This window comes from Microcoleus sp. B5-D4 (assembly GCF_036705145.1).
Taxonomy (GTDB): domain Bacteria; phylum Cyanobacteriota; class Cyanobacteriia; order Cyanobacteriales; family Microcoleaceae; genus Microcoleus.
In genome coordinates this window covers 1-20,199 of the sequence record NZ_JAUBTV010000004.1, presented here as the reverse complement: position 1 = coordinate 20,199, position 20,199 = coordinate 1, and the positions used below count along the sequence as shown (strand labels likewise).

22 protein-coding genes are annotated in these 20,199 nt (G+C 47.1%); 16 read left to right on the top strand and 6 right to left on the bottom strand.

What is annotated here, in order from left to right:
• Positions 1–46: 46 nt before the first annotated feature.
• Positions 47–286 (bottom strand): DUF3134 domain-containing protein, encoded by a 240-nt coding sequence (locus QUB10_RS02965; RefSeq protein WP_006631296.1) that lies wholly within the window; start codon positions 284–286, stop codon positions 47–49.
• A 412-nt stretch (positions 287–698) separates the two neighbouring features.
• Here QUB10_RS02965 and QUB10_RS02960 point away from each other — a divergent pair, with 412 nt between their 5' ends.
• The 3 genes from QUB10_RS02960 (at position 699) to QUB10_RS02950 (ending at position 3,642) form a co-directional block, all read left to right on the top strand.
• Positions 699–2,375: a glycosyltransferase family 4 protein gene (locus QUB10_RS02960; RefSeq protein ID WP_333199415.1), complete on the top strand. Its 1,677-nt coding sequence runs from the start codon at positions 699–701 to the stop codon at positions 2,373–2,375.
• 158 nt (positions 2,376–2,533) lie between these two features.
• Complete coding sequence (locus tag QUB10_RS02955) at positions 2,534–3,118, top strand: PAP/fibrillin family protein (RefSeq protein ID WP_333199413.1); 585 nt, start codon at positions 2,534–2,536, stop codon at positions 3,116–3,118.
• Positions 3,119–3,201: 83 nt separating this feature from the next.
• Positions 3,202–3,642 (top strand): retroviral-like aspartic protease family protein, encoded by a 441-nt coding sequence (locus QUB10_RS02950; RefSeq protein ID WP_333199411.1) that lies wholly within the window; start codon positions 3,202–3,204, stop codon positions 3,640–3,642.
• Between the two features lie 42 nt (positions 3,643–3,684).
• On the opposite strand, the gene QUB10_RS02945 is transcribed toward QUB10_RS02950, so the two are convergent.
• Complete coding sequence (locus QUB10_RS02945; RefSeq protein WP_333105633.1) at positions 3,685–3,924, bottom strand: helix-turn-helix transcriptional regulator; 240 nt, start codon at positions 3,922–3,924, stop codon at positions 3,685–3,687.
• A gap of 164 nt (positions 3,925–4,088) precedes the next feature.
• On the opposite strand from QUB10_RS02945, the gene QUB10_RS02940 reads away from it, so the two are divergent.
• From QUB10_RS02940 to QUB10_RS02900, 9 genes are all read left to right on the top strand, one after another.
• Complete coding sequence (locus tag QUB10_RS02940) at positions 4,089–4,349, top strand: hypothetical protein (RefSeq protein ID WP_333199409.1); 261 nt, start codon at positions 4,089–4,091, stop codon at positions 4,347–4,349.
• A gap of 231 nt (positions 4,350–4,580) precedes the next feature.
• Positions 4,581–5,249, top strand: coding sequence for a Uma2 family endonuclease (locus QUB10_RS02935; protein ID WP_333199407.1), 669 nt, complete (start codon positions 4,581–4,583; stop codon positions 5,247–5,249).
• Positions 5,250–5,418: 169 nt separating this feature from the next.
• Positions 5,419–5,721: a DUF433 domain-containing protein gene (locus QUB10_RS02930; protein WP_333199406.1), complete on the top strand. Its 303-nt coding sequence runs from the start codon at positions 5,419–5,421 to the stop codon at positions 5,719–5,721.
• Positions 5,718–6,083: a DUF5615 family PIN-like protein gene (locus tag QUB10_RS02925; protein ID WP_333199403.1), complete on the top strand. Its 366-nt coding sequence runs from the start codon at positions 5,718–5,720 to the stop codon at positions 6,081–6,083. Before QUB10_RS02930 ends, QUB10_RS02925 begins: the two co-directional genes overlap by 4 nt.
• Before the next feature lie 163 nt (positions 6,084–6,246).
• Entirely contained in the window at positions 6,247–7,062 is an 816-nt protein-coding gene (locus QUB10_RS02920) for a PD-(D/E)XK nuclease family protein (RefSeq protein WP_333199401.1), read from the top strand.
• 118 nt (positions 7,063–7,180) lie between these two features.
• Positions 7,181–9,736, top strand: coding sequence for a DHH family phosphoesterase (locus QUB10_RS02915; protein WP_333199399.1), 2,556 nt, complete (start codon positions 7,181–7,183; stop codon positions 9,734–9,736).
• Between the two features lie 34 nt (positions 9,737–9,770).
• Entirely contained in the window at positions 9,771–9,914 is a 144-nt protein-coding gene (locus tag QUB10_RS02910) for a hypothetical protein (RefSeq protein ID WP_333199397.1), read from the top strand.
• A gap of 351 nt (positions 9,915–10,265) precedes the next feature.
• The gene (locus tag QUB10_RS02905; RefSeq protein ID WP_333199395.1) at positions 10,266–12,569 is read left to right on the top strand and encodes a serine/threonine phosphatase; all 2,304 of its coding nucleotides are present in this window, start codon (positions 10,266–10,268) and stop codon (positions 12,567–12,569) included.
• A gap of 955 nt (positions 12,570–13,524) precedes the next feature.
• The gene (locus QUB10_RS02900; RefSeq protein WP_333199393.1) at positions 13,525–14,766 is read left to right on the top strand and encodes a protein kinase domain-containing protein; all 1,242 of its coding nucleotides are present in this window, start codon (positions 13,525–13,527) and stop codon (positions 14,764–14,766) included.
• A gap of 208 nt (positions 14,767–14,974) precedes the next feature.
• Here the strand turns inward: QUB10_RS02900 and QUB10_RS02895 are convergent, their stop codons facing one another.
• The gene (locus QUB10_RS02895) at positions 14,975–15,193 is read right to left on the bottom strand and encodes a DUF4327 family protein (RefSeq protein WP_193973492.1); all 219 of its coding nucleotides are present in this window, start codon (positions 15,191–15,193) and stop codon (positions 14,975–14,977) included.
• 469 nt (positions 15,194–15,662) lie between these two features.
• Entirely contained in the window at positions 15,663–15,800 is a 138-nt protein-coding gene (locus tag QUB10_RS02890; RefSeq protein WP_333199390.1) for a hypothetical protein, read from the bottom strand.
• A gap of 32 nt (positions 15,801–15,832) precedes the next feature.
• Here QUB10_RS02890 and QUB10_RS02885 point away from each other — a divergent pair, with 32 nt between their 5' ends.
• A complete protein-coding gene (locus QUB10_RS02885; RefSeq protein ID WP_333037021.1) occupies positions 15,833–16,813 on the top strand; it encodes an aspartate carbamoyltransferase catalytic subunit in 981 nt (326 codons plus the stop codon).
• 135 nt (positions 16,814–16,948) lie between these two features.
• On the opposite strand, the gene QUB10_RS02880 is transcribed toward QUB10_RS02885, so the two are convergent.
• Positions 16,949–17,353 (bottom strand): SH3 domain-containing protein, encoded by a 405-nt coding sequence (locus QUB10_RS02880; RefSeq protein ID WP_333199388.1) that lies wholly within the window; start codon positions 17,351–17,353, stop codon positions 16,949–16,951.
• A 636-nt stretch (positions 17,354–17,989) separates the two neighbouring features.
• On the opposite strand from QUB10_RS02880, the gene QUB10_RS02875 reads away from it, so the two are divergent.
• The 3 genes from QUB10_RS02875 to QUB10_RS02865 all read left to right on the top strand — a co-directional run bounded on the left by QUB10_RS02875 (position 17,990) and on the right by QUB10_RS02865 (position 19,990).
• The gene (locus QUB10_RS02875; RefSeq protein WP_333199386.1) at positions 17,990–18,481 is read left to right on the top strand and encodes a molybdenum cofactor biosynthesis protein MoaE; all 492 of its coding nucleotides are present in this window, start codon (positions 17,990–17,992) and stop codon (positions 18,479–18,481) included.
• 121 nt (positions 18,482–18,602) lie between these two features.
• The gene (locus tag QUB10_RS02870; RefSeq protein ID WP_333127308.1) at positions 18,603–19,262 is read left to right on the top strand and encodes a sigma-70 family RNA polymerase sigma factor; all 660 of its coding nucleotides are present in this window, start codon (positions 18,603–18,605) and stop codon (positions 19,260–19,262) included.
• A 140-nt stretch (positions 19,263–19,402) separates the two neighbouring features.
• Positions 19,403–19,990 carry a zf-HC2 domain-containing protein gene (locus tag QUB10_RS02865; protein ID WP_333199384.1) on the top strand — a complete coding sequence of 196 codons (588 nt, stop codon included), beginning with the start codon at positions 19,403–19,405 and terminating at the stop codon, positions 19,988–19,990.
• Here QUB10_RS02865 and QUB10_RS02860 read toward each other — a convergent pair.
• A partial coding sequence (locus QUB10_RS02860) for a hypothetical protein (RefSeq protein ID WP_333199382.1) occupies positions 19,981–20,199 on the bottom strand: 219 nt, incomplete at its 5' end. The genes QUB10_RS02865 and QUB10_RS02860 overlap by 10 nt on opposite strands.

Below are 20,199 nucleotides of genomic sequence, written 5' to 3'. Positions count from 1 at the left end.
AGTTTTTCTTCCCTGTTTCCGGTTGATTTCTTCACCCTTCTACCCGTTATTCTTCGCCTACACTCACATCCTCTTCTACTTCCTCTTCTAAATCATCGTAAGGACTGTCGTCAACTGCCATCAGTTCAGAAATTTCTTCTTCGTGCAGATAGTCGGGTTCTTGAACATCCCTTGCTAACAGGCGATTGTTAGATTCCAACCAGTCTAAAAGAGAAGATTGCTGTTTTAATGGAATTACATCCGCAGGTAAATGGCGAGGTATTTGACGCAGAGATGGGTTGTACATGATTCTTGGTTTTTAAAGACAAAGACGCGATCGAGTAGAGGTAACGTTTTGCCGACGAACTGCTCCTTTGATCAAGCACTTGCAAATCGGGCATTTAGCAAGGCTAAAGCATTATACCACAGGCACTGTTTGGTTCCGGATCGGATAAGATGGGAGACCGAAAAGGCGATCGCCCCCAAGCATCGGCCTCAGAATAACACTAAAATCCGCTCTTGCCAATCCTTCTTTAGCCGTAAGCATTGTAATCTAAGACGATCGTCTTTAAGATATCGCGGGACAAGCGGCGATCGTATTGTGCAAGCTTCGCTAACGGCAAGGGTTTGATTCACAACAGTCTCCTGGTTTTTCATCAAAGCCTGAGCTCGAATGCCCTCTGGCTTCTTCAGTCAACTCTCAAGCAATAAATCTCAGAATGGATACAACGGCAGCGGTTTTATACAACAAAGAGGGCTACCACACCGGAGGCAAAAAACTTCTGGGGCGTCATTCAGCCGGAGAAGGGTTTCTCAAAAGCTTAGTCCAACACGGAACCGCTGACTCTCTCTATTGTTGCGCCGATAGCGCAACAACCTTTAAGGAGTTTTGTTCGCACATCCAACCTTGGCTGCAAAAACCTCGGAAAGTGCGCTGGATTCCGATGGAACGACCGGATTTGCTATCTCAACCGGGCACAATTTACCGACCCGATCCGGTTCTGTCGCAGATGGTTTGGGCGCGCAGATTTGTCGATCAGCGGGCGTACAGCGTTTGCGGCGTTACTCACACGATCGGTACAAAATACATCATGGAGGCGATCGGCGATTTGATCACCGCACCCATGCAGCCTTGGGATGCCCTGATCTGCACCTCTGCAGCCGTGAAAACTGCAGTAGAAGGAGTGATGAGGGAGTGGTCTGAATATTTAGCCCAGCGTAACGGCGGTAAACCGGAAATTTTGGTCAAATTCCCCGTTATTCCCCTAGGAGTGGATTGCAGCGCGTTTCCGCAGGGTGTGGAAGCAGTTAATAGTCGCCGCCAACTGCGAGAAAAACTCGGCATTTCTCCCGAAGATATTGTTGTGTTATTTGTCGGTCGATTGACTTTTTCTGCAAAAGCTCATCCGGTACCCATGTACATCTCCCTAGAACGGGCCGCACAACAGACAAAAGCCAAAATCCACTTAATTCAAGCCGGTTGGATCGAAGATCCGAGAGAAGAACCCGACTTTAAAAATAGCGCACAAATATTTTGTCCCTCGGTGAATGCTATTTTTTTAGATGGGAGACAGCCGGAAATTAGAATAAATATTTGGTCGGCCGCCGACATTTTCATTTCGCTGTCCGACAACATTCAAGAATCCTTTGGACTGACACCCATAGAAGCTATGGCGAACGGACTGCCGGCCATAGTCTCCGATTGGAACGGATACAAAGAATCTGTACGCCACGAAATAGACGGCTTCCGCATTCCCACACTCATCCCGCCCCCCGAATCTTGTTTAGATTTAGCCCTAAATTATCTTGACGACAGCTTAAATTGGCCGACTTACATGGGTCACACTTCCCTCGCGACAGCAGTAGACATTGATGCTTGCACCCTGGCGTTGTGTGAATTAATTGAAAACCCCGAATTGAGAAAGCGGATGGGGGAAAATGCCAGACAAAGGGCGAGGGAAATTTATGATTGGAAAGTAGTAATTGCTGCTTACGAACAATTGTGGCGGGAATTAGCAGAAATTCGCCAGGGGGCACCGGAGTCAGCACCTTTAAAACCTGGGAAGCCACCTTATCCCCTAGGCGACGATCCGTTTCGGGTATTGGCTAATTATGCGACTAGAAGTTTAAGCAATGAGATGATGCTGAGTCTGGGTGCGATCGCCACACCAGAACTTTTAAAGCAGGTACAGACAATTAGGTTTACCAGTTTTGGTGAGGATAGGAGAAGATCTGTTAGCATTCAGATGGAGATATTGGACACAATTAAGCAGGAAGGTGCGATCGGCGTGGGGGAACTTATCCGACGCTACGTTAAAAACGAGCAAGAATTAGCCGACCTATATCGGACTCTGCTCTATCTGGTGAAATTTGGTATCTTAGTTATTAGTTGTTAATACTCTGCGGACTCGGCGATTAAAATCGCTACTACACAAAATTTCCTCCCTCTCGCTTGAGACAGAAGAAAAGAGCGGTCTGACTTTTGCCTCACCTTCGATAATTAATCCGTGTATTCGTGTCAAAATCCGTGTCGTGCCTTCCTTCTTAAAAAATCATGCTTAGAAAATCTGCACTATTAGAGATAATTGCTGGTAAGAATCGAGGTTTGCTGGCTACTCCCACCGACAAACAAGCGATTTTAAGCGCGATCGCCCAATTGGAAGATTACAACCCCACATCACGCCCTGTCGAAGCCGGAGAGCTTTTAAATGGTGATTGGCGGTTATTGTATACCACCAGCCGCGAACTGCTGAATCTCGACAGTTTTCCCTTGGTAAAATTGGGTCAAATTTATCAATCTATCCGCGTCAAAGAATCTAAAATTTACAACATTGGCGAACTTTACGGCTTGCCTTATTTGGAAGGAATTGTCAGTGTGGCGGCGAGATTTGAGCCAACTTCCGAACGGCGAGTGCAGGTCAAGTTTGAGCGGTCAATTTTCGGTTTAAGCAGGTTGATTGGCTATGAATTTCCGGGGAAGTTTATCGATGAGATTGAGTCGGGGAAAAAGTTCGCTGCTGTAGATTTTGGGCTGGATACTCGCGAACAGCAGGGATGGCTTGATATCACTTATTTGGATAAAGATTTGCGGATTGGACGGGGGAATAAAGACAGTGTTTTTGTCTTGACAAAAGAGTGATTTTGTGATGTGTGATTAAGTGCGATCGCCCCTTAACTCAAAAGTTGCAATCCGTCTAAAATGATACCGAGAGGGATAGAATTATGACATCAACAATCAAAGAAACAATGGGCAAAATTACCACAACGCTGACAATCACGAATCATGCCGATCAAATTCGCCTTGAAGATGGCGCGATTCCTGCTGAGCGAGTACGTTCTATTACAATCAAAAATGTGCTGGTAGATACTGGGGCGACTACTTTATGCTTGCCGCAGGATGCGATCGCCCAACTCGGTTTAAAACTCCTCAGAACAGTGCCTGTCGCAACGGCAACAGGCATCGGTACGGCGCGCATTTTTGAAGATGCAAAAATTTCATTAATGGGAAGAGACGCGACTTTTGAGTGCATAGAACTGCCCGCAGGAGCCGATCCGTTATTGGGCGTCATTCCCTTAGAAGCATTAGGAATTGAATTAGATTTGCAGAAACAAACACTCGTGCTGTTGCCGCTGAGTCCGACGGCGAGTTATTTAAGAATTTGAATTTAGCATAGGTTGGGAAATAACATAAAAAGCAATTTATTGTTACTCCGTCAGTTTTGTCTGTTCTTTCTTTTCCATCGGCATTGACTTTTTGACAGCTAGCACTAACTCCGCTTCGGTACATCGATACAAGTCCCGCATTCGGAATACTTGCCAAACTTCCATTTTTGGCAATGTTCGACCCTTTTCCCAGTTGCGAATTGAAGATTCCGCACATTCTAGTATATGTGCTACGTCTATAATTTTCAGCCCTGCACGTTCTCTTAAGGCTCTCAGATCCATAGCTGACCGAACCTTTTGATGGACAAAACGTTAAGTTTTACCGTCAATAGTTGACGGATATGACCGATTTGGTGTTTAATCATAGTAGTAGAGGCGTTAGTCGATTTCCGGCAAGAGACTTACTAACGCCCTTTCCTGTAGTCCATAGAGGATACTAAACCATCATGCCACAAAACGGTTATCAACAGGGATTGGCAGCGAATCCTGGGGCGATCGCGTACCAAAAACGCCTTTACCCTTGGGCGATCGCCAAACTCATGCCCAGTATGCAGCGGGCGATTGTGGGGCGATTTCGCAGTCGATCGGATGCTGACGGACACTTGCTGTGTCTGCGTCAACTGATGCCTCAAGCAACACTTGTCGTAGTCTTTGACTTGCAACCCGACTTAGAAGTACCAATTGCGGCGCCCACAGCAATTCGATAAGCACAAGGATTGCGATCGTCATTTGTAGGGGCGGTGCCCCCGTGCCCGCCCCCTTCGTCTGACTGCAAGTCGATCTTTCTTGTATTTTCCTTCTTCCTTTTTAAGAATGACTCAGACTCGATAATTCATCCGTGTATCCGTGTCCTCATCCGTGTAGTGCCTTCCTTCTTCCTTCGGCTATAAATAGCGACTTAAGTTAGGATAAAAATATCCTCAATTTGCTTTTCAATCATGACTTCTACAACTGTAAAATTCATCTTGCCTCAAGTGGGTGAAATTCCTCAATGGCAAGCCGCGACATGGGAAGATTATGTAGCAGCCTGCGAAGATCCATCTTTGGAGGAAGCCAGAATATTTTTTTACGAAGGATATCTTTGGATAGATATGGGTAATGAAGGGCCTCAGCACGCCAGATTTAACAACCTCTTGACGCTGGTATTTTACGCCTGGTTTGTCAGCAAAGGAGGACAAGCTTTCGATGATTTGGGTGGATGTGTAATTGAGAAGCCAAAGGTGGGAGGAGGTGCGCCCGATCGCATTTTATATGTCGGCGGAGAGTTCATCCAGTGGCAAAAAGGGGAACCGCGCCGACTTAATCTAAATAAATCGCGAATTCCCGATTTAGTGATAGAAACTTCCGATACGACTTTGGCCAGCGATTTAGATGAAAAAAAGCAGTTGTATGCTGCTTTGGGAATTCCTGAGTATTGGGTAGTAGATATTAAGGGCGAGAGAGTTTTGGCATTTCGCTTGCAGGAAAACGGGAAATATCAGCAATGCGAAATTTCCGGTGCGCTTGAGGGATTGCCAATTGCTTTACTATCGGAGACTTTGAAACTTTTGGGTGAGGGAAATGGGACGGCGGCGATGTGGTTTGCTCAACAAATTGGGAATTTGTAGAGAGGTTGGCGAAAAGCACGCGCGAGCGTAGCTATCCCGTAGGGAATGGCTCTTAATTTTTCTCAATTCTTTACGCAATTATCGCTTAAAGAGAACCATCATGGGCATAAACAGTTACACATTTTTAGAAGAAATCTATATAATCAAGTTAAGTGACTTGAGAAAATGTATGACAACAACTGTAGTAGACATCGGGACTTTAATTATCCGCGATCCCAACCTTCGAGGCGGCCGTCCGATTATTGCTGAAACTGGTACTTCTGTCCGCCGCATCGCCGTTTTGTACAAGCAGGGTAACAGTGCGGAAGAAATTGCTAGGCTGATGACTCACTTATCGATCGCACAAGTTTATGCAGCTTTAACGTATTATCATGCTAATCGAGAAGAGATTGATACAGATTTAGCTGAGGAACAAGAAGCTTACGAGAAGTTAGCAGAGTTACACTACAAAAACCTCCAGACAAATTCATGAGCCTTATTCTACTGCTGCTAGACGAAGATGCGATGAATTCGGCTCTGCTTGATGCTCTACGCCTGCGGAGTGTTGATGTTATTTCTGTTGCAGAAATAGGAATGCTGTCTCGCAGCGATGAAGAATTTTTGTATTGGGCTCATGAAAATCATCGAGTAACATATAGCTTTAATACTAGGGATTTTTATCGATTGCATACTAATTTTAGCACGCAAGGGGAAGAACATATGGGGATAATTTTGGGACAGCAGAATTATTCAGTTGGGGAACAATTGCGTCGCTTGCTAAAAATTATAGCTAGTAAATCTGCAGAGGAAATGTACAATCAAGTCGAGTTTTTAAGTGCTTGGGGTGAAGGATAAGCGATCGCACTTGGGAAAGACAAGGGCGATCGCACTCTCCTCCAAAAATGCGATCAAAATTATCTGCGTGCATCTGCGTCATCTGCCTCAATCTGCGGTCCAAAAAAAGATTAATCGCCTCGCTTACCAGCATAAAAAATATAAAAGATAAAATCCTAAAAAAATGCTCCGACTCTCCCAAACCCAACTCAAAATCCTCAAAGAATGCCCCCGCAAATTCCAACACAGCTACCTCGAACTCCTAGCCACCACCGCATCCCCAGAACACAAAGAAAAACTCACATGGGGAAGCCACTTTCACCTATTAATGCAGCAGCGAGAACTCGGACTTCCCATTGAATTCATCATCCAACAAGACCCCGAACTGGGACGCTGTGTGGCAGCATTTATCAACACCGCACCCGAACTTTTCGCCAATTCAGAAAATAGCGAGCGAGTTTTCCGCCAAGCCGAACACCCCCGCACCCTAATTTTCCAAGACTACCTATTCACCGTTATCTATGACTTGCTAATAGCAGAACCAAACGCCGCCAAAATTCTCGACTGGAAAACCTATCCCCGCCCTCAAAAATCAAAATGGATAGCCGAAAGTTGGCAAACTCGCCTCTATTTATACGTGTTAGTAGAAACCAGCGACTATTCCCCCGAACAAGTTTCCATGACATACTGGTTCGTACAATTGCAAGGAGAAGAACCGCCGCAAAAACTCACATTTGATTACAACCAAACAGAACACGATCGCACAAAACAAGATTTAACCCACCTATTGCAGCAGCTAACCGACTGGCGACAGCGCTATACCGAAGGCGGCGAATTCTTACCCCAAGTAGAAATTAGTTCCAATCTTTGCGATTCCTGTCAATTTGCCACTCGCTGCAACCGCACAACAGACACAAAAATTACCTCACCCGATCTTCTCGCAGAAACTCCTACAGATTGGCTGCCAAATCTTGCTATAATCGATGAAATATTTATTTAATTCAAATCTTGTACTATGCAACTATTAGTCGCCCGGTGGGGGCGGGTTTATAGATATTGTGGATGTGAATGAAAGATTGTTGGTGAACCCGCCCCTACAGGAATTAATGAAATAACTTATGACAGAAATACTTCAAAATTTGCCAACTCAACCCCTATCCCAGCCCCCAGCTTGGCTGATCCAAGCTGTCAGAAACCATGCACCAGAACTCCCCGGAAACTATGCCGCTGCACTTCTCTGGTATAGAGGAATTCACAACCCCGAACAAATACCCGGTTTCTTGAATCCCCAACTTTACCAACCAGCAAGTCCCTTTGAATTCGGACTAGAAATGAACTGGGCGATAGAAAGAATCCAGCAAGCACGAAACAGCGCAGAAAAAGTCGCAATTTGGGGAGACTTCGACGCCGACGGCATTACCTCAACCTCCGTTTTGTGGGATGGACTGGGAGAATTTTTTACTCAAAATGACCAACTAATTTATTACATTCCCAACCGCTTAACCGAATCTCACGGACTCAATATCACAGGAATAGACGCCTTAGCAAAATCGGGAATTAGCTTAATTATTACCTGCGATACTGGCAGTACAAACATCGCCGAAATCGAATACGCCACCAGCTTAAACATCGATACAATTATCACCGACCATCATACATTACCAGACGATCGCCCGCCAGCTACAGCCATTATCAATCCCCGCTACTTTCCCCCAAACCACCAACTATTTAACCTTTCAGGAGTGGGAGTAGCTTACAAATTAATTGAAGCATTATATCACACATTACCGGATATTCCGCAGCGCCCGATCGCAGATTTATTAGAATTAGTAGCGATCGGCTTAATTGCCGATTTAGTCCAACTCACAGGAGACTGCCGCTACCTAGCACAACTCGGAATCGAACAACTGCAAAAACAACTCACAAATCCCACCCGCCCAGGAGTTGCAAAATTGCTCGAACTGTGCAAAAGATCGGGCGATCGCCCAACCGACATTTCCTTCGGCCTCGGCCCCCGAATCAACGCCGTCAGCCGCATTCAAGGTGACGCCAGCTTCTGCGTAGAACTCCTCACCAGCCGCGACAAAAAACGCTGCGAAGAACTAGCAAATTTAACCGAAATTGCCAACTCCCGGCGCAAATCTTTACAAAAAGATGTTGCCAAAGATGCCGCCTACAAATTAGCCAAACTCGACCTCTCAACTACTAGCGTCATCGTCCTCAGCGACCCCCAATGGCCCGTAGGAGTATTAGGATTAGTAGCGGGACAAATCGCCCAAGAATACGGCCGCCCCGTGATTTTATTCAGCACAGAAGGAAGCGAAGAAATTAACGAAAATTCCCCCGAAACGCAATTTACCTCTTTCTTAGATCCAGAATCAAAAACACTTTCCCCATGCAAAATTGCCAGGGGTTCCGCCCGTTCTGCCAATCAAATTGACCTTTACCAATTAGTCAAAGACCAAGCGCATTTATTGGACAGATTTGGTGGTCATCCCTTCGCCGCCGGATTGAGTCTCCCCGTTGAAAATATCCCCCTATTTACCGATGCGGTAAATCAGCAACTGCGACAACAATACAGTACAGATAGTTTAACAGCCGCCCCAGTTCAAGCAGACCTAAAAATTACTGTCTCCGAATTAGGCAAAGACTTATTTCAAGAACTAAAATTGCTCGAACCGTGCGGTATGGGCAACCCCGCACCCAAATTGCTGATTGAAAACTGCTGGTTTGAAAATCTCTGGAATCAAAAAATAAAGGATTTGAAAGGGCAAAAAGTAGAATATCTTAAAACCGAATTTACAATTAGGGATGAATCTACCGATATGGGATTTCCCGGCATTTGGTGGGGACACAATCAAAACGAAGTTCCCCAAGGCCGCTGCGATGTCACCGTTGAACTAGATTTTAATACTTACAAATCGCGGTATGAAGTGCGTCTCGTAGCAGTGCGGGAACGCACGGAAGACAACCAAATAAATTCCCCGACTCAAATAGATTGGATTGTAGACTGGCGCAATAGAAATAACGAGGAAGAGTTGTTAGGCGCTAGCACAAACTTAGAATTTCAAATGCCGATCGACAATCTAGTTTACAATTCCGAAAAGGTCGATCGCGAAAACTCGATCGTCCTCAAAGAATGCCCCGCAAGCTGGGACGAACTGCGGATCTGGTTTCGGCAAGCACAGCACACTCAGAAAAAACTCGCGATCGCCTACACCTTACCCCCACTCGTACCCCCACAGCAAATCTGCCAACAGCTAATCGGCATCGCCAAATACCTCAGCCGCACCAAAAAACCCGTCACCAGACAGCAACTTCGCCAAAAACTCGGCATCAGCGACACCTCCCTGCAACTAGGGTTCAAAACCCTAACATATCTCGGTTTTAAAATCAATTATCGCGATCGAGCTTTCCACATCACCAGACAACTCGAAACCGCACAGCAGCAAGACGCGCCCGATCAAATCCCCAAATCCTTATTAGATAGCCAATCCATCCAATCCTCCGTGCCAAATTCCCCTATCGCCGCCCGTTTTGCAGCGCAATTCCTAGCAGCACTCTCCGAAGAACAATTCCGGCGGAAATATTTCTGTGAAGTACCCCTTTCCACCATTGTGTCGATCGCCCGAGAAACCATTTTCCAAGAAGATTCTACAGCAAATCCCTTCTAACTGAGATATTGCACCATTCTTAAGAACAGGCAAGATGCCTGTTCCACAAGAAAATTCACTCTTTGTGGAACAGGCATCTTGCCTGTTGCGCTTTCCGGCCTGTTCCACAAGAAAATTCACTCTTTGTGGAACAGGCATCTTGCCTGTTGCTGACAATGGTGCAAGATATCAGTTCTAACTGAGATATTGCACCGTTGTTAAGAACGGGCTCTCCGGCCCGTTCCACTCATGAGATAACTTTTATTGTCGGGCCCGCACTCGCTCGCGCCGGTGGAGCTGGCTTTTGGGGCCCTGAAGCGAGAGAAATTTTTGTGGATAGGGCTTAAGAGGCCTATTCCTGACACGGATGCAACATCTCAGTTCTAAGAAATATCTTACTTCTGAATTCATCCCGATAAAATAAGGCATAGGGCAATGGGAGTTATCCGTTGCGAGTCAGACCCAAAACTCATAACTCCTAACTCACAGGCCAAAACCCAACAATCCCCACCGCTTTCACTCGATCGCCCATCTCCAATTTAAAACCCCTATGCTTCTGTGTCCCCGCTGCCAATTTGAAAATCCCAATCCAAACAAGTTTTGTCAACAATGCGGAAATTCCCTAATTTACAAACCTTGCCACGAATGCGGTGCCCAAGTCGCTTTTAGCGCCGCATTATGTCAGAATTGCGGCGTCGCAACAGGTCAAGTGTGGCGGGCCATTATCTGCGGTCGATCGAATTTTCCAGCAGTCGAGGCAGACGAGTCAACCATACCCCCAGCCGAATTTCCCCAAAAACCAGAGATGGTTCCAGAAATCCCATCGCCCCAAAACTCTGCAGAACCAATCACAGACGCCATTAAAACAAAAATCACCACCCCAGCCGAACCCCCAACAGCAGTCGAACCAACTTCTCCACTGACCGAAGTCGCCGAATTCAGCAGCCCAGAAATAGACGCTGTGGTAGCCGTGGGGGCGATCTTACCACCATCCTTTCAAACAACAGAAAAAAGCTCTAATACAGCACCAGAGCGCGAAATAACCCCATCACAGCAGCATTTTACAACCGCACCACAGCCTCAACAAATCCAGGAAGCAACCGAGAACCCCGACAGCCCAAACATAGCTGACATCTCCCCCCAATCTCCAGAATTCCCCATCCCCAATTCAGAATATTTAATCCCTTCCCAGCAAGCAGGAGCTTATTTAGACACTCAGCAGCGCTACCAACTCCTAGAAACCGTGCCGCCGAGAAAACGCTCAGACACAGTAGCAGTCACAGTATTGGACTGTCAGCCCCTGGAAATGTCACCCCTCAAAGCCATGCTAGCAGCCAACTCTGCCAGCGTCGCCCGACGAACATCCCCCTATACCGCAGCAATCAAAGGCGGAGAAAATTCAACCAATTCCGCCTTAGCAGAGCTTTGCCAAGGCATAGCTGAACCTTATCTGGCACTCCGGTGGCAATTCTCTCAAAACCTGCCAGTAATTCACGATAGCTGGTCAGACAACGAACAGGCAGTGCTGCTGCTAGAAGACTGTTCCCAATGGCCACTGCTGGTAGAACGCTGGAATCAACCCGAAACTTCCACCCAGCAAATTTTATACTGGTTGCACGAAATGACAGAACTATGGGCTGCCCTAGAACCCTGGCGCTGTCGGCAAAGCTTGTTGGAACTGACAAATTTGCGAGTCAACCCCGACTCTTCCTTTTCCTTGGCTTCTTTGCGGCTGCAATACCTCTATCCCGAACCGGCCGGCTCCAACCTGCAACTGGTAGATTTGGGGCAATTGTGGCAGGTGATATTTAGCCAGTCCGATCATCGCACTCAGTTTGGCGCATTGCTCGAGCTGCTGCAACAAATGTACAGAGGCGAGATTAACACGATCGAAGAATTGCGATCGCGTCTAGAAACAGTTCCTCTCGAACTCCAACCCGCACCTTCACCCAGCTCAACCCCGACGCGCAGGCATTACCGGAGCCCCGACGAGTCCCCCCCCGAAGTTGGCGAGGTCTTAACCCAGCCCATGCCACTCCAGATTTACAGCTTAGAAGACGCAGGCCTCACCGATGTGGGCCGCACCCGCGACCACAACGAAGACTTCTTCAGCATCTGGACTCAGCTCAACAAACTCGAAAGCTCCTTCGGTCGCATTTTTCAAACCAAAGGGCTTTACATTCTCTGCGACGGCATGGGCGGACACGACAGGGGAGAAGTAGCCAGCCAACTAGCGGCTGAAACTCTCAGAGAATTCTTTCAAACCCGTTGGGAAAATCAACTACCTCCGGCAGATACCATCCGCGAGGGAGTGCTGCTAGCCAACAAAGCCATCTTTGAAATCAATCAAAAGGACGGACGCTCCGGCAGCGCCCGCATGGGTACAACTCTAGTCGCAGTCTTAGTTCAAGACACCCAATTCGCCGTTGCCCACGTCGGCGACAGCCGCCTCTACCGACTGAGAAAGGGACAAACCCTAGAAAAAATCACCTCAGACCACGAAGTAGGGCAGCGCGAAATTAAGCGCGGGGTTGACCCGGAAACTGCTTATGCCCGTCCCGACGCCTATCAACTAACTCAAGCCATCGGCCCGCGAGACAGTAATTTTCTCAAGCCAGAGGTGCAGTTTTTAGACTTGTGCGAAGATACCTTATTAATTTTGGCTTCGGACGGCCTGACAGATAATGATTTGTTGGAAACTCACTGGCAGAACACTCTCGAACCCCTGTTCAATCCCCAAGCTGATCTCGACCTGGGAGTTGCCCAGTTGATTGAACTGGGCAACAAACGCAACGGTCACGACAATATCACGGCAATTATCATTCGGGCGCAGGTTGGCGCATTTCGATTTTAGAATTTGGATGCTGCCAACTTTTCCAAAGGTGGCGCTTTCCCCCGTGACTGCCTGGGTTAAACCTGCAATTGTTGCAGATAAAAAAAACAGCTTCTGCCGTTTCCTGGCAAGGCTTTACTGCTCGCTCTGTTCAGAGGTATCCGGTGTTAAAACAGCCTCGGTTTGAGTTGTAAAAAACTGATTACAGACCCATACAATTTCCTAAAAGCTGTGGAGGACTAACCATTTATCAGTATCTTTATTTTTGAGACTCTGTTCAGGTAATCTACCGGAAAAAGTTGCTTGACAATAAGTGAATTCATCATAGTTGAAAGAGCTTTCACTTACAAAAATAGTTAGTCTAATGAAAAAAAATCAACTACAATGAAGTGAGTCAATCGATTTTAGATTTTAGATTTTAGATTAAAGAATTGAAGCATTGACCCCACGCATAAATACGTTCGGCAAGTTTCATCTGATACAGGTTTTTTATTTCTGGACGGATGAATCACGTGGCGGGTATCCTGGATTCTTTCGGTCAGCAGGCGGGCTGATGCGACATCTGTTTTATACTCGATCGCTCTTGGGGCAATTTGGGCCTAGGCAGGAAGTGCCCGCGCTACCTATAGATGTGGGGGTAAATCACAACCTGCTGCTCCAGCAAATTTACGTAAAAGTTTAGCGATTGTTTACCTAGTTTTTGTAGTTTCAAGTGTTAAATCGATCGACTGTGTTTTAAGGAGCGATCGACCCCTCAGAAATTTTACGGATAATTGTTCCCAAAAAACTATTTATAACTTAATTGTTTATGGAATCTTTAATCATAATCAGGATATTATAAAGTTTTCCTGAAACTAACCTGTGAAGCTCATAAGTAATTTTTAATTTCTAATTTTTCAAAGCCCTACGCCCCAAATCTGTAAATTCCCGCCCACTCTCACTGCCAAATCAGGGAGTTCAACCACATCAATCGAAAATGCTGCTGACTCTTTTAGATCCAGAAAAACAGACCCCCCTGCAACAGTGGAGTTTCGAGAGCGAATCCATTATTCGCATCGGTCGCTCTCCTGAAAATCACGTTGTGCTCCCCAATGCTCTAGTGTCGCGGCAGCATCTGGAACTGCAAAGAGTTAATAGCGGGAAATCCAGTCAGTGGTACTTAGTCAATTCCGGGACAAATGGCACTTTGGTTAACGGTATTCTCATGTCTCAGGGTTGGATATCCGACGGTGCCATGATCCAGTTGGCGCGGGGCGGCCCAATTCTGCATTTCCAAGTGATTACTATTGAACTCGGCGGCCAAATTAAGGCGAACCCCACCGTCAATCTCGTGGCACCGAGGTGTACCCACGCGGGAAACCCGCCGGGGAATTTATTCTGCATCCACTGCGGCGAACCGATTAAAGTCGATCGCACTGTCCGACACTACCAAGTGCTGAGAACTTTGGGCCAAGGCGGTATGGGGACAACGACTTTAGCCTGGGATCGAGAGAAAGCAAAAGCTCAAAAACCCGGAAGTTCCCCCGCAGCTTCTCTGGTAGTCCTCAAGGAAATGAATGCTGACATGGCTCAAATAGTCAAAGCTCAAGAACTGTTTGAACGTGAAGCTAAAACTCTCAAGGCCCTCCACCATCCGGGAATTCCTCAGTTTTTTGACTTTTTTGTGGAAGGGGGTAAAAAATACTTGGTGATGGAAATGCTCCACGGCGAGGATTTAGAAAAACGCATCTACAACCGCGGGCCTGTTGCTCCCCAACAAGCAATAGAGTGGATGATCCAAACCTGTGAGGTTTTGGACTACATTCACTCTCAAAAACCCCCGATCGTCCACCGGGATATTAAACCTGCTAATTTGCTGGTGCGGCACCGGGACAATCGCATTACAGTGCTGGATTTTGGAGCCGTTAAAGAAATCGGCACTCCTCCGGGCACTCGCATCGGCGTTGAAGGCTACACCGCACCAGAACAAGACCGGGGACAGCCTCTCCCTCAGTCGGATTTATATGCTATTGGGCCTACTTTGATTTTTTTGCTGACGGCCCAAAGCCCTCAAAACTTTTACGGGAAAATAGCTGGAGGTTACGGGTTTAAGCTCGATAATATTCCGACTATCGCCCCCAAGCTGCGAGAGACCATTTTGCGAACCACGGCTGCTAAGCCTGGGGATCGCTTTCAAACAGCTCAACAATTAGCTCGAGCTTTAGCAGCTTCCCTTTAATAGAAGTCAGAAGTCATTAGTCATTGGTCATTAGTCATTAGTCATTAGTCATTGGTCATTAGTCATTAGTCATTAGTCATTAGTCATTAGGAACAGAGCAAAGGTCCGAGGGAAGAGGGAAGAAGCTAGCAACGGAAAATTCATCAAAGAAAATTTACCCGATCGCCTCGAAATTTCTCTCCGACACCCCAGTCCTCCGTCTCCTCTGTTATTCCTCGTCCCAAGCTTCTACAGCTATCAACTCGCTCACGGGGTCTTGCATAGAAAAATCAAACTCTAACAATTGCTGTTTCCAGTACGGCCATTCGTCGCCGTAAAGCAGAGCAATTTTCCAAATACTGTCTGTGGGCTTGATAATGTCAGACGTGACGAGAGAATGCACCTGACGCTGGAACTTAACCATCGGCTGTATCACCTTCTGGCTCATAATACCTCTTGAATTGTTTAAATCTTGTGTAATTACCACTTCCCAGCGCACACTCTTTATCGCAGTTTCGCCAAGAACAGTCTAGCCAAGATACGTGTAGATTTTAGTCGGGAAGCTACATATTAAACTTGTATCTCAACACTGTTCGTTTTGACAAGGCCCTATAAGCAAGACTGAATAGTCAAGACCGACTTCAAAGAATTAATCATCTGTGAAATGTCGCACTGTATGCTGTCGATCGGCAGTGGAAGGTTTGCCGCCTCAATTGTTTCCACATAGTAGTAGATGCAAGGGCTGCGCTCGGCTTGTTCTCGAAAAGGCTGAGTTTGCGTAGGAGAAACTGCAACTACTGCGCTTTCGCTGCTACAGCGTAATTTCCGCTTTCCTGCGGGTAAACCACACCTGTTTCACCTTCGACGCTGGGTTCGCTGTGAGAGTGGGATGTGAACTACATAAACTGATTATAGCTCTACTCACCGCAAAAGCGATCAAAAATTGTTGGATACTGTTGATCGCCACCCCTAAATGTCGATCGAACATTCAAAGGCGACAGCACAGCGGGCGTACCAGCAAGTTCCAAACCCATCGTCCGTCCTGATTGAGTCAATCTAAAATCTAAAATCTAAAATCTAAAATTGTATGACTTGGACAAGGCGACACATTCTCACTCTGGCTGATTTTACCTCGGACGAATACGATACAGTGCTGCAAACTGCGGCCAGTTTTCGGGAGGTGCTCGGCCGCCGCACGAAGAAAGTGCCGGCCCTGCAGGGTCAAGTGGTCGCGAATTTGTTTTTTGAACCTTCTACCCGGACTCGCAATAGTTTTGAGTTGGCGGCGAAGCGGCTGTCGGCGGATACGCTAAATTTTACGCCGGGAAGCTCTTCTCTAACGAAGGGGGAGACTATTCTGGATACGGCTAAGACTTATCTGGCGATGGGAACGGATTTGATGGTAATCCGGCACGAACAAGCTGGAGTTCCCAGCACGATTGCTTCGGAAATGGATCGCTTGGGTTCGAGAGTCAGCGTTCTCAATGCTGGAGACGGCCAGCACGAACACCCATCGCAAGGTTTGCTAGACTTATTTACTATCTGTGCTCTGTTAGATACCGAACGTCCGCGGCTGGAACTTTTAGCGGGCAAAAAAATTGCTGTGGTGGGGGATATCTTGCATTCACGGGTGGCTAGGTCTAATATTTGGAGTCTAACGGCTTCTGGGGCAGAGGTTCATTTGGCCGGGCCGCCGACTTTGCTGCCGCTGTTGTTTGCTGAGTGTGGCGATGGTAGGGAAGGCAAGTTATTTTTGCATTGGCAGCTTGAACCTGCTTTGGCCGATGCTGATTTTGTGATGACTTTGCGGCTGCAAAAGGAACGGATGAGCGACCATTTGCTGCCGAGTTTACGAGAGTACCATTCTTTGTACGGGATTACGCGCGATCGGCTGAAACTCTGCAAGCCGGATGTGAAGGTGTTGCACCCTGGCCCGGTTAACCGTGGCGTGGAAATTAGTTCGGATTTGATGGACGATGCCCAGTTTAGCCTGATTTCTCAGCAAGTTACCAGCGGCGTGGCGGTGCGGATGGCATTACTTTATCTAATCGGCGGGGGTAAAGTTTAGGCTGTTAGTTGTTAGTCATGAATTTCGGATATTCCCTAATTTTCAAGATCGATCGCCTCTTTACAATAATCGTTACCCGGTCTTACCGGGTAACGATTAAAACTCTTTCTAGAAACAAATTGCTCTAGTTAAGAGTTAGGAAAGCCAGGACGCAGACACCCAGCCACCACCTTTCAGTTGGGCCCAGCCGTGTTTGTAACGACCGGTCAATTTTACGTGGTCTCCATAATATAACTTGCCGATTACACCAGAACAGCTACTGGGGCGGTGGCGGATATTCAGTCGGCCGCCATTCGTGACAACTTTGGCGTAGCTGTGATGGCTGTGATGAGCGCGATGGCCACAGTGTTTGCGGTAGCAACCTGCTGCCTGGGCTTCGCCACCGACACTCAGAACAGATAGGGCTACTGCCATACCTGCAACGCCTATCCATGCAGAATTAGGAATTTTCAAGCCCAGTTGGTCTAACGACTTGACTTGGAGTTCGGACTCTGGAGATTCATAAGCAACAAAAGAGTGGCTCAATGCTAGTGCTTCCATAGTTTCCTCGTGATTGTTGTTAACCTTTCTTGGTACAGACTCAGGTCAAAACCTCAATTAACAGCCCAAATTATTAACTTATGTTTCATAAAAGCCACAAAAGGGCGTTAAGGTCTTGCTTTTGCCGAGTATTGGCTAATGTTCCTGAACCCTGCACAGGTATATCATGTCATTGATGTAGCTTTCCGGAACAAAAAAATAAATAAAGTTTACATCGACTGCTAACAATTTTGCCGACGCGGATCAGAACTCCGGGCAGAATTAAACTTAACTGTGTCCTTACAAAGGGAACGAAGTTATCGATTGGGGTGGGGAATGGCTTGTACTGAGTTGCGAATGACACTACTTATTTTGGTGCTTATTTATTGAATTGCTACAGCAATATCGGCAGTTAATTCTATCGAACAAGCATCCGGCTTGTCTTCAAGCACGATCTTAATTTGCTTCGGGCCAGTCATAGTGTAGCCGATCGCACTGGTGCAGAAGTTCGGGGCGATGGCGTCGGGCCCATGCCCGTGCTACGAGATGGGTCTAAAAATTAGCCTCCCAGTGTCCCCGACAAGAATGCAAGACAAATCCATCGCGACTTGATTTGTGTCAAGATCAATTAACTTATCCAGCACCACTTCTTTGGCAATGAACTCCTTCGCTGCACTTTCGATCGGCACAATTCCTCAACGCCATGAATCAGACAGCTTCGCCATTACCTTAGCGCCGTTGTCTGTAGAGGAAATATACGCTTTGGCAGATGACCCCGCGAACGGAGCCGTGGTAATGATGAGCGGTACAGTCCGCAACCAAACCGACGGTCAAGCTGTAGTTTCCCTAGAATATCAAGCCTACGAACCGATGGCGGTGCGAGTATTCCAGCAAATTGCTACTGAAATCCGCCGCCAGTGGGTCGATGTCAATCGGGTCGCTATTCACCACCGCGTCGGACACTTGCAGGTGGGCGAAATCAGCGTACTGGTGGCTGTTGGCTGTCCCCACCGGGACTCAGCCTTTGCAGCTTGCCAGTACGCCATAGATACGCTCAAACACAATGTACCGATTTGGAAAAAGGAACATTGGGCTGACGGTTCTAGCAGTTGGGTTAGTATTGGAGCGTGCGAGGTGGTCGGGCATTAGTCAATCGATGGGAGATTTGAGATTTGAGATTTGAGATTTGAGATTTGAGATTGAAGAGGGGAACTTGTTACGATCTCCTAACGTCAAAAAGTGTGGAATGTTCGATGAGCCAATTCCACCGATGAGCGACTTTATTTCCGTGTCCTGGTCTGCGGTTGTGGCGACCGTTCAAAGAGTGCAATTGCCAGCCGAAAAACTCTCTAATTATGACTTGGTGTTGCGGTGTCAGGAAGGAAATCGACCTGAGAGCACTGCCTTTTCAGAACTGTTGAAGCGGTATCAGTCCCACGTAGACAGGGTACTCTATCATTTGGCACCTGACTGGCAAGACCGAGCAGATTTGGCTCAGGAAGTCTGGATTCGGGTCTACCGCAATATTAACCGTTTGCAAGAGCCTGTTAAATTTCGGGGCTGGCTGAGCCGCATCGCCACTAATTTGTTTTACGATGAGTTGCGGAAGCGCAAGCGGGTGCGAACTCCGCTGTCGCTCGACGTACCTCGTACTCTGGAAGATGGCGAGGTTGATTGGGAAATTCCGGCTGACAGTCCGGGGCCTGATGAAGATTTGACGACTAGAGAATTTTACGACCAGTTGCGGGTGGCGATCGCAGATTTGCCGGAAGTCTTCCGCACGACCATTGTTTTGAGAGAAATAGAAGGTTTAGCCTATGAGGAAATAGCCGAAATGACCGGAGTTTCTCTGGGAACTGTCAAGTCTAGAATTGCTAGAGCTCGCCAAAGATTGCAGTTGGAATTGCAAAAATATCTTGATGGTAATTAGCAAGAGTAATTTCAGAGGCGGGTTAAGAAGATTTGATGAAGTTTGCTGTGACATCAAAACTTCTATTTTAAAATATAAATAAGCAGTAAATCATTCTAATAGCGAGTGCGTGATTCCCCAATTAGAGCAAGTCTGAAATTATGAATGGTAACTTTGAATCCGATAAAAATCAGAATCAGCAAGGCGTCGGGGATTCACTCGCTGAAGCTCAAGCTAACAACAATTATGCCCAGGGCAATGTAACTACTATGATGCGCGATCGCTTTGAATTGCTAAGTGCCTACCTCGACGGTGAAGTGACGGCGACAGAACGCCGGCAAGTTGAGGAGTGGCTGACAAATGACCCCACTACGAAGCGTTTGTACTCGCGACTGCTGATGATGCAGCAGAGTTTTCAGGCAATGCCGGTGCCTGCTGCGGAACAATCTGCCGAGGAGTTGGCGACGAAGGTTTTGCAACGGGTGGAACGCAAGCCGAAACGGACTTGGATTTTGGGTGGAAGTGCGATCGCAGCTTTGTTGGTTGCGGTGGTGTCTGGTGTCGGTGGCGGCCGCCAATTGTTTGCTCCTCAGTTTGCTCGATCGCCTGTTCCTGCTGAATCTGACGGTTTGATTATGGCTTTAAACGAGCCTCTGGTGGAGATGGTTAATCCCAACGATTTGATGCTTGGGGTGAATGCACCGATCATGGATATTCCCAAAGTTGGTGTAGCAACCCCTCAAAAGTAATGGCTAAAGGCGCAGTAGGATTGCTGTTTTGAGCAATAACGAAAGTTGCTAAGCTCCCTAAAAAAGGGGGCTTTTTGCCGTTTTTCCCAGTTTTTAAAGGTGGATAGATCCTTTGACGCTTTCCTGGCTTTGAACCCACATTCCGCACCCCCAACTGGCACATACGCGGATTGAGGAAGTAAAAGTGAATCATCGGAGATAATAATGAG

Coding starts and splice junctions, on each gene's coding strand:
- QUB10_RS02965 (WP_006631296.1), bottom strand. CDS start 286: ATGTACAACCCATCTCTGCGTCAAATACCTCGCCATTTACCTGCGGAT.
- QUB10_RS02960 (WP_333199415.1), top strand. CDS start 699: ATGGATACAACGGCAGCGGTTTTATACAACAAAGAGGGCTACCACACC.
- QUB10_RS02955 (WP_333199413.1), top strand. CDS start 2,534: ATGCTTAGAAAATCTGCACTATTAGAGATAATTGCTGGTAAGAATCGA.
- QUB10_RS02950 (WP_333199411.1), top strand. CDS start 3,202: ATGACATCAACAATCAAAGAAACAATGGGCAAAATTACCACAACGCTG.
- QUB10_RS02945 (WP_333105633.1), bottom strand. CDS start 3,924: ATGGATCTGAGAGCCTTAAGAGAACGTGCAGGGCTGAAAATTATAGAC.
- QUB10_RS02940 (WP_333199409.1), top strand. CDS start 4,089: ATGCCACAAAACGGTTATCAACAGGGATTGGCAGCGAATCCTGGGGCG.
- QUB10_RS02935 (WP_333199407.1), top strand. CDS start 4,581: ATGACTTCTACAACTGTAAAATTCATCTTGCCTCAAGTGGGTGAAATT.
- QUB10_RS02930 (WP_333199406.1), top strand. CDS start 5,419: ATGACAACAACTGTAGTAGACATCGGGACTTTAATTATCCGCGATCCC.
- QUB10_RS02925 (WP_333199403.1), top strand. CDS start 5,718: ATGAGCCTTATTCTACTGCTGCTAGACGAAGATGCGATGAATTCGGCT.
- QUB10_RS02920 (WP_333199401.1), top strand. CDS start 6,247: ATGCTCCGACTCTCCCAAACCCAACTCAAAATCCTCAAAGAATGCCCC.
- QUB10_RS02915 (WP_333199399.1), top strand. CDS start 7,181: ATGACAGAAATACTTCAAAATTTGCCAACTCAACCCCTATCCCAGCCC.
- QUB10_RS02910 (WP_333199397.1), top strand. CDS start 9,771: ATGCCTGTTCCACAAGAAAATTCACTCTTTGTGGAACAGGCATCTTGC.
- QUB10_RS02905 (WP_333199395.1), top strand. CDS start 10,266: ATGCTTCTGTGTCCCCGCTGCCAATTTGAAAATCCCAATCCAAACAAG.
- QUB10_RS02900 (WP_333199393.1), top strand. CDS start 13,525: ATGCTGCTGACTCTTTTAGATCCAGAAAAACAGACCCCCCTGCAACAG.
- QUB10_RS02895 (WP_193973492.1), bottom strand. CDS start 15,193: ATGAGCCAGAAGGTGATACAGCCGATGGTTAAGTTCCAGCGTCAGGTG.
- QUB10_RS02885 (WP_333037021.1), top strand. CDS start 15,833: ATGACTTGGACAAGGCGACACATTCTCACTCTGGCTGATTTTACCTCG.
- QUB10_RS02880 (WP_333199388.1), bottom strand. CDS start 17,353: ATGGAAGCACTAGCATTGAGCCACTCTTTTGTTGCTTATGAATCTCCA.
- QUB10_RS02875 (WP_333199386.1), top strand. CDS start 17,990: ATGAACTCCTTCGCTGCACTTTCGATCGGCACAATTCCTCAACGCCAT.
- QUB10_RS02870 (WP_333127308.1), top strand. CDS start 18,603: ATGAGCGACTTTATTTCCGTGTCCTGGTCTGCGGTTGTGGCGACCGTT.
- QUB10_RS02865 (WP_333199384.1), top strand. CDS start 19,403: ATGAATGGTAACTTTGAATCCGATAAAAATCAGAATCAGCAAGGCGTC.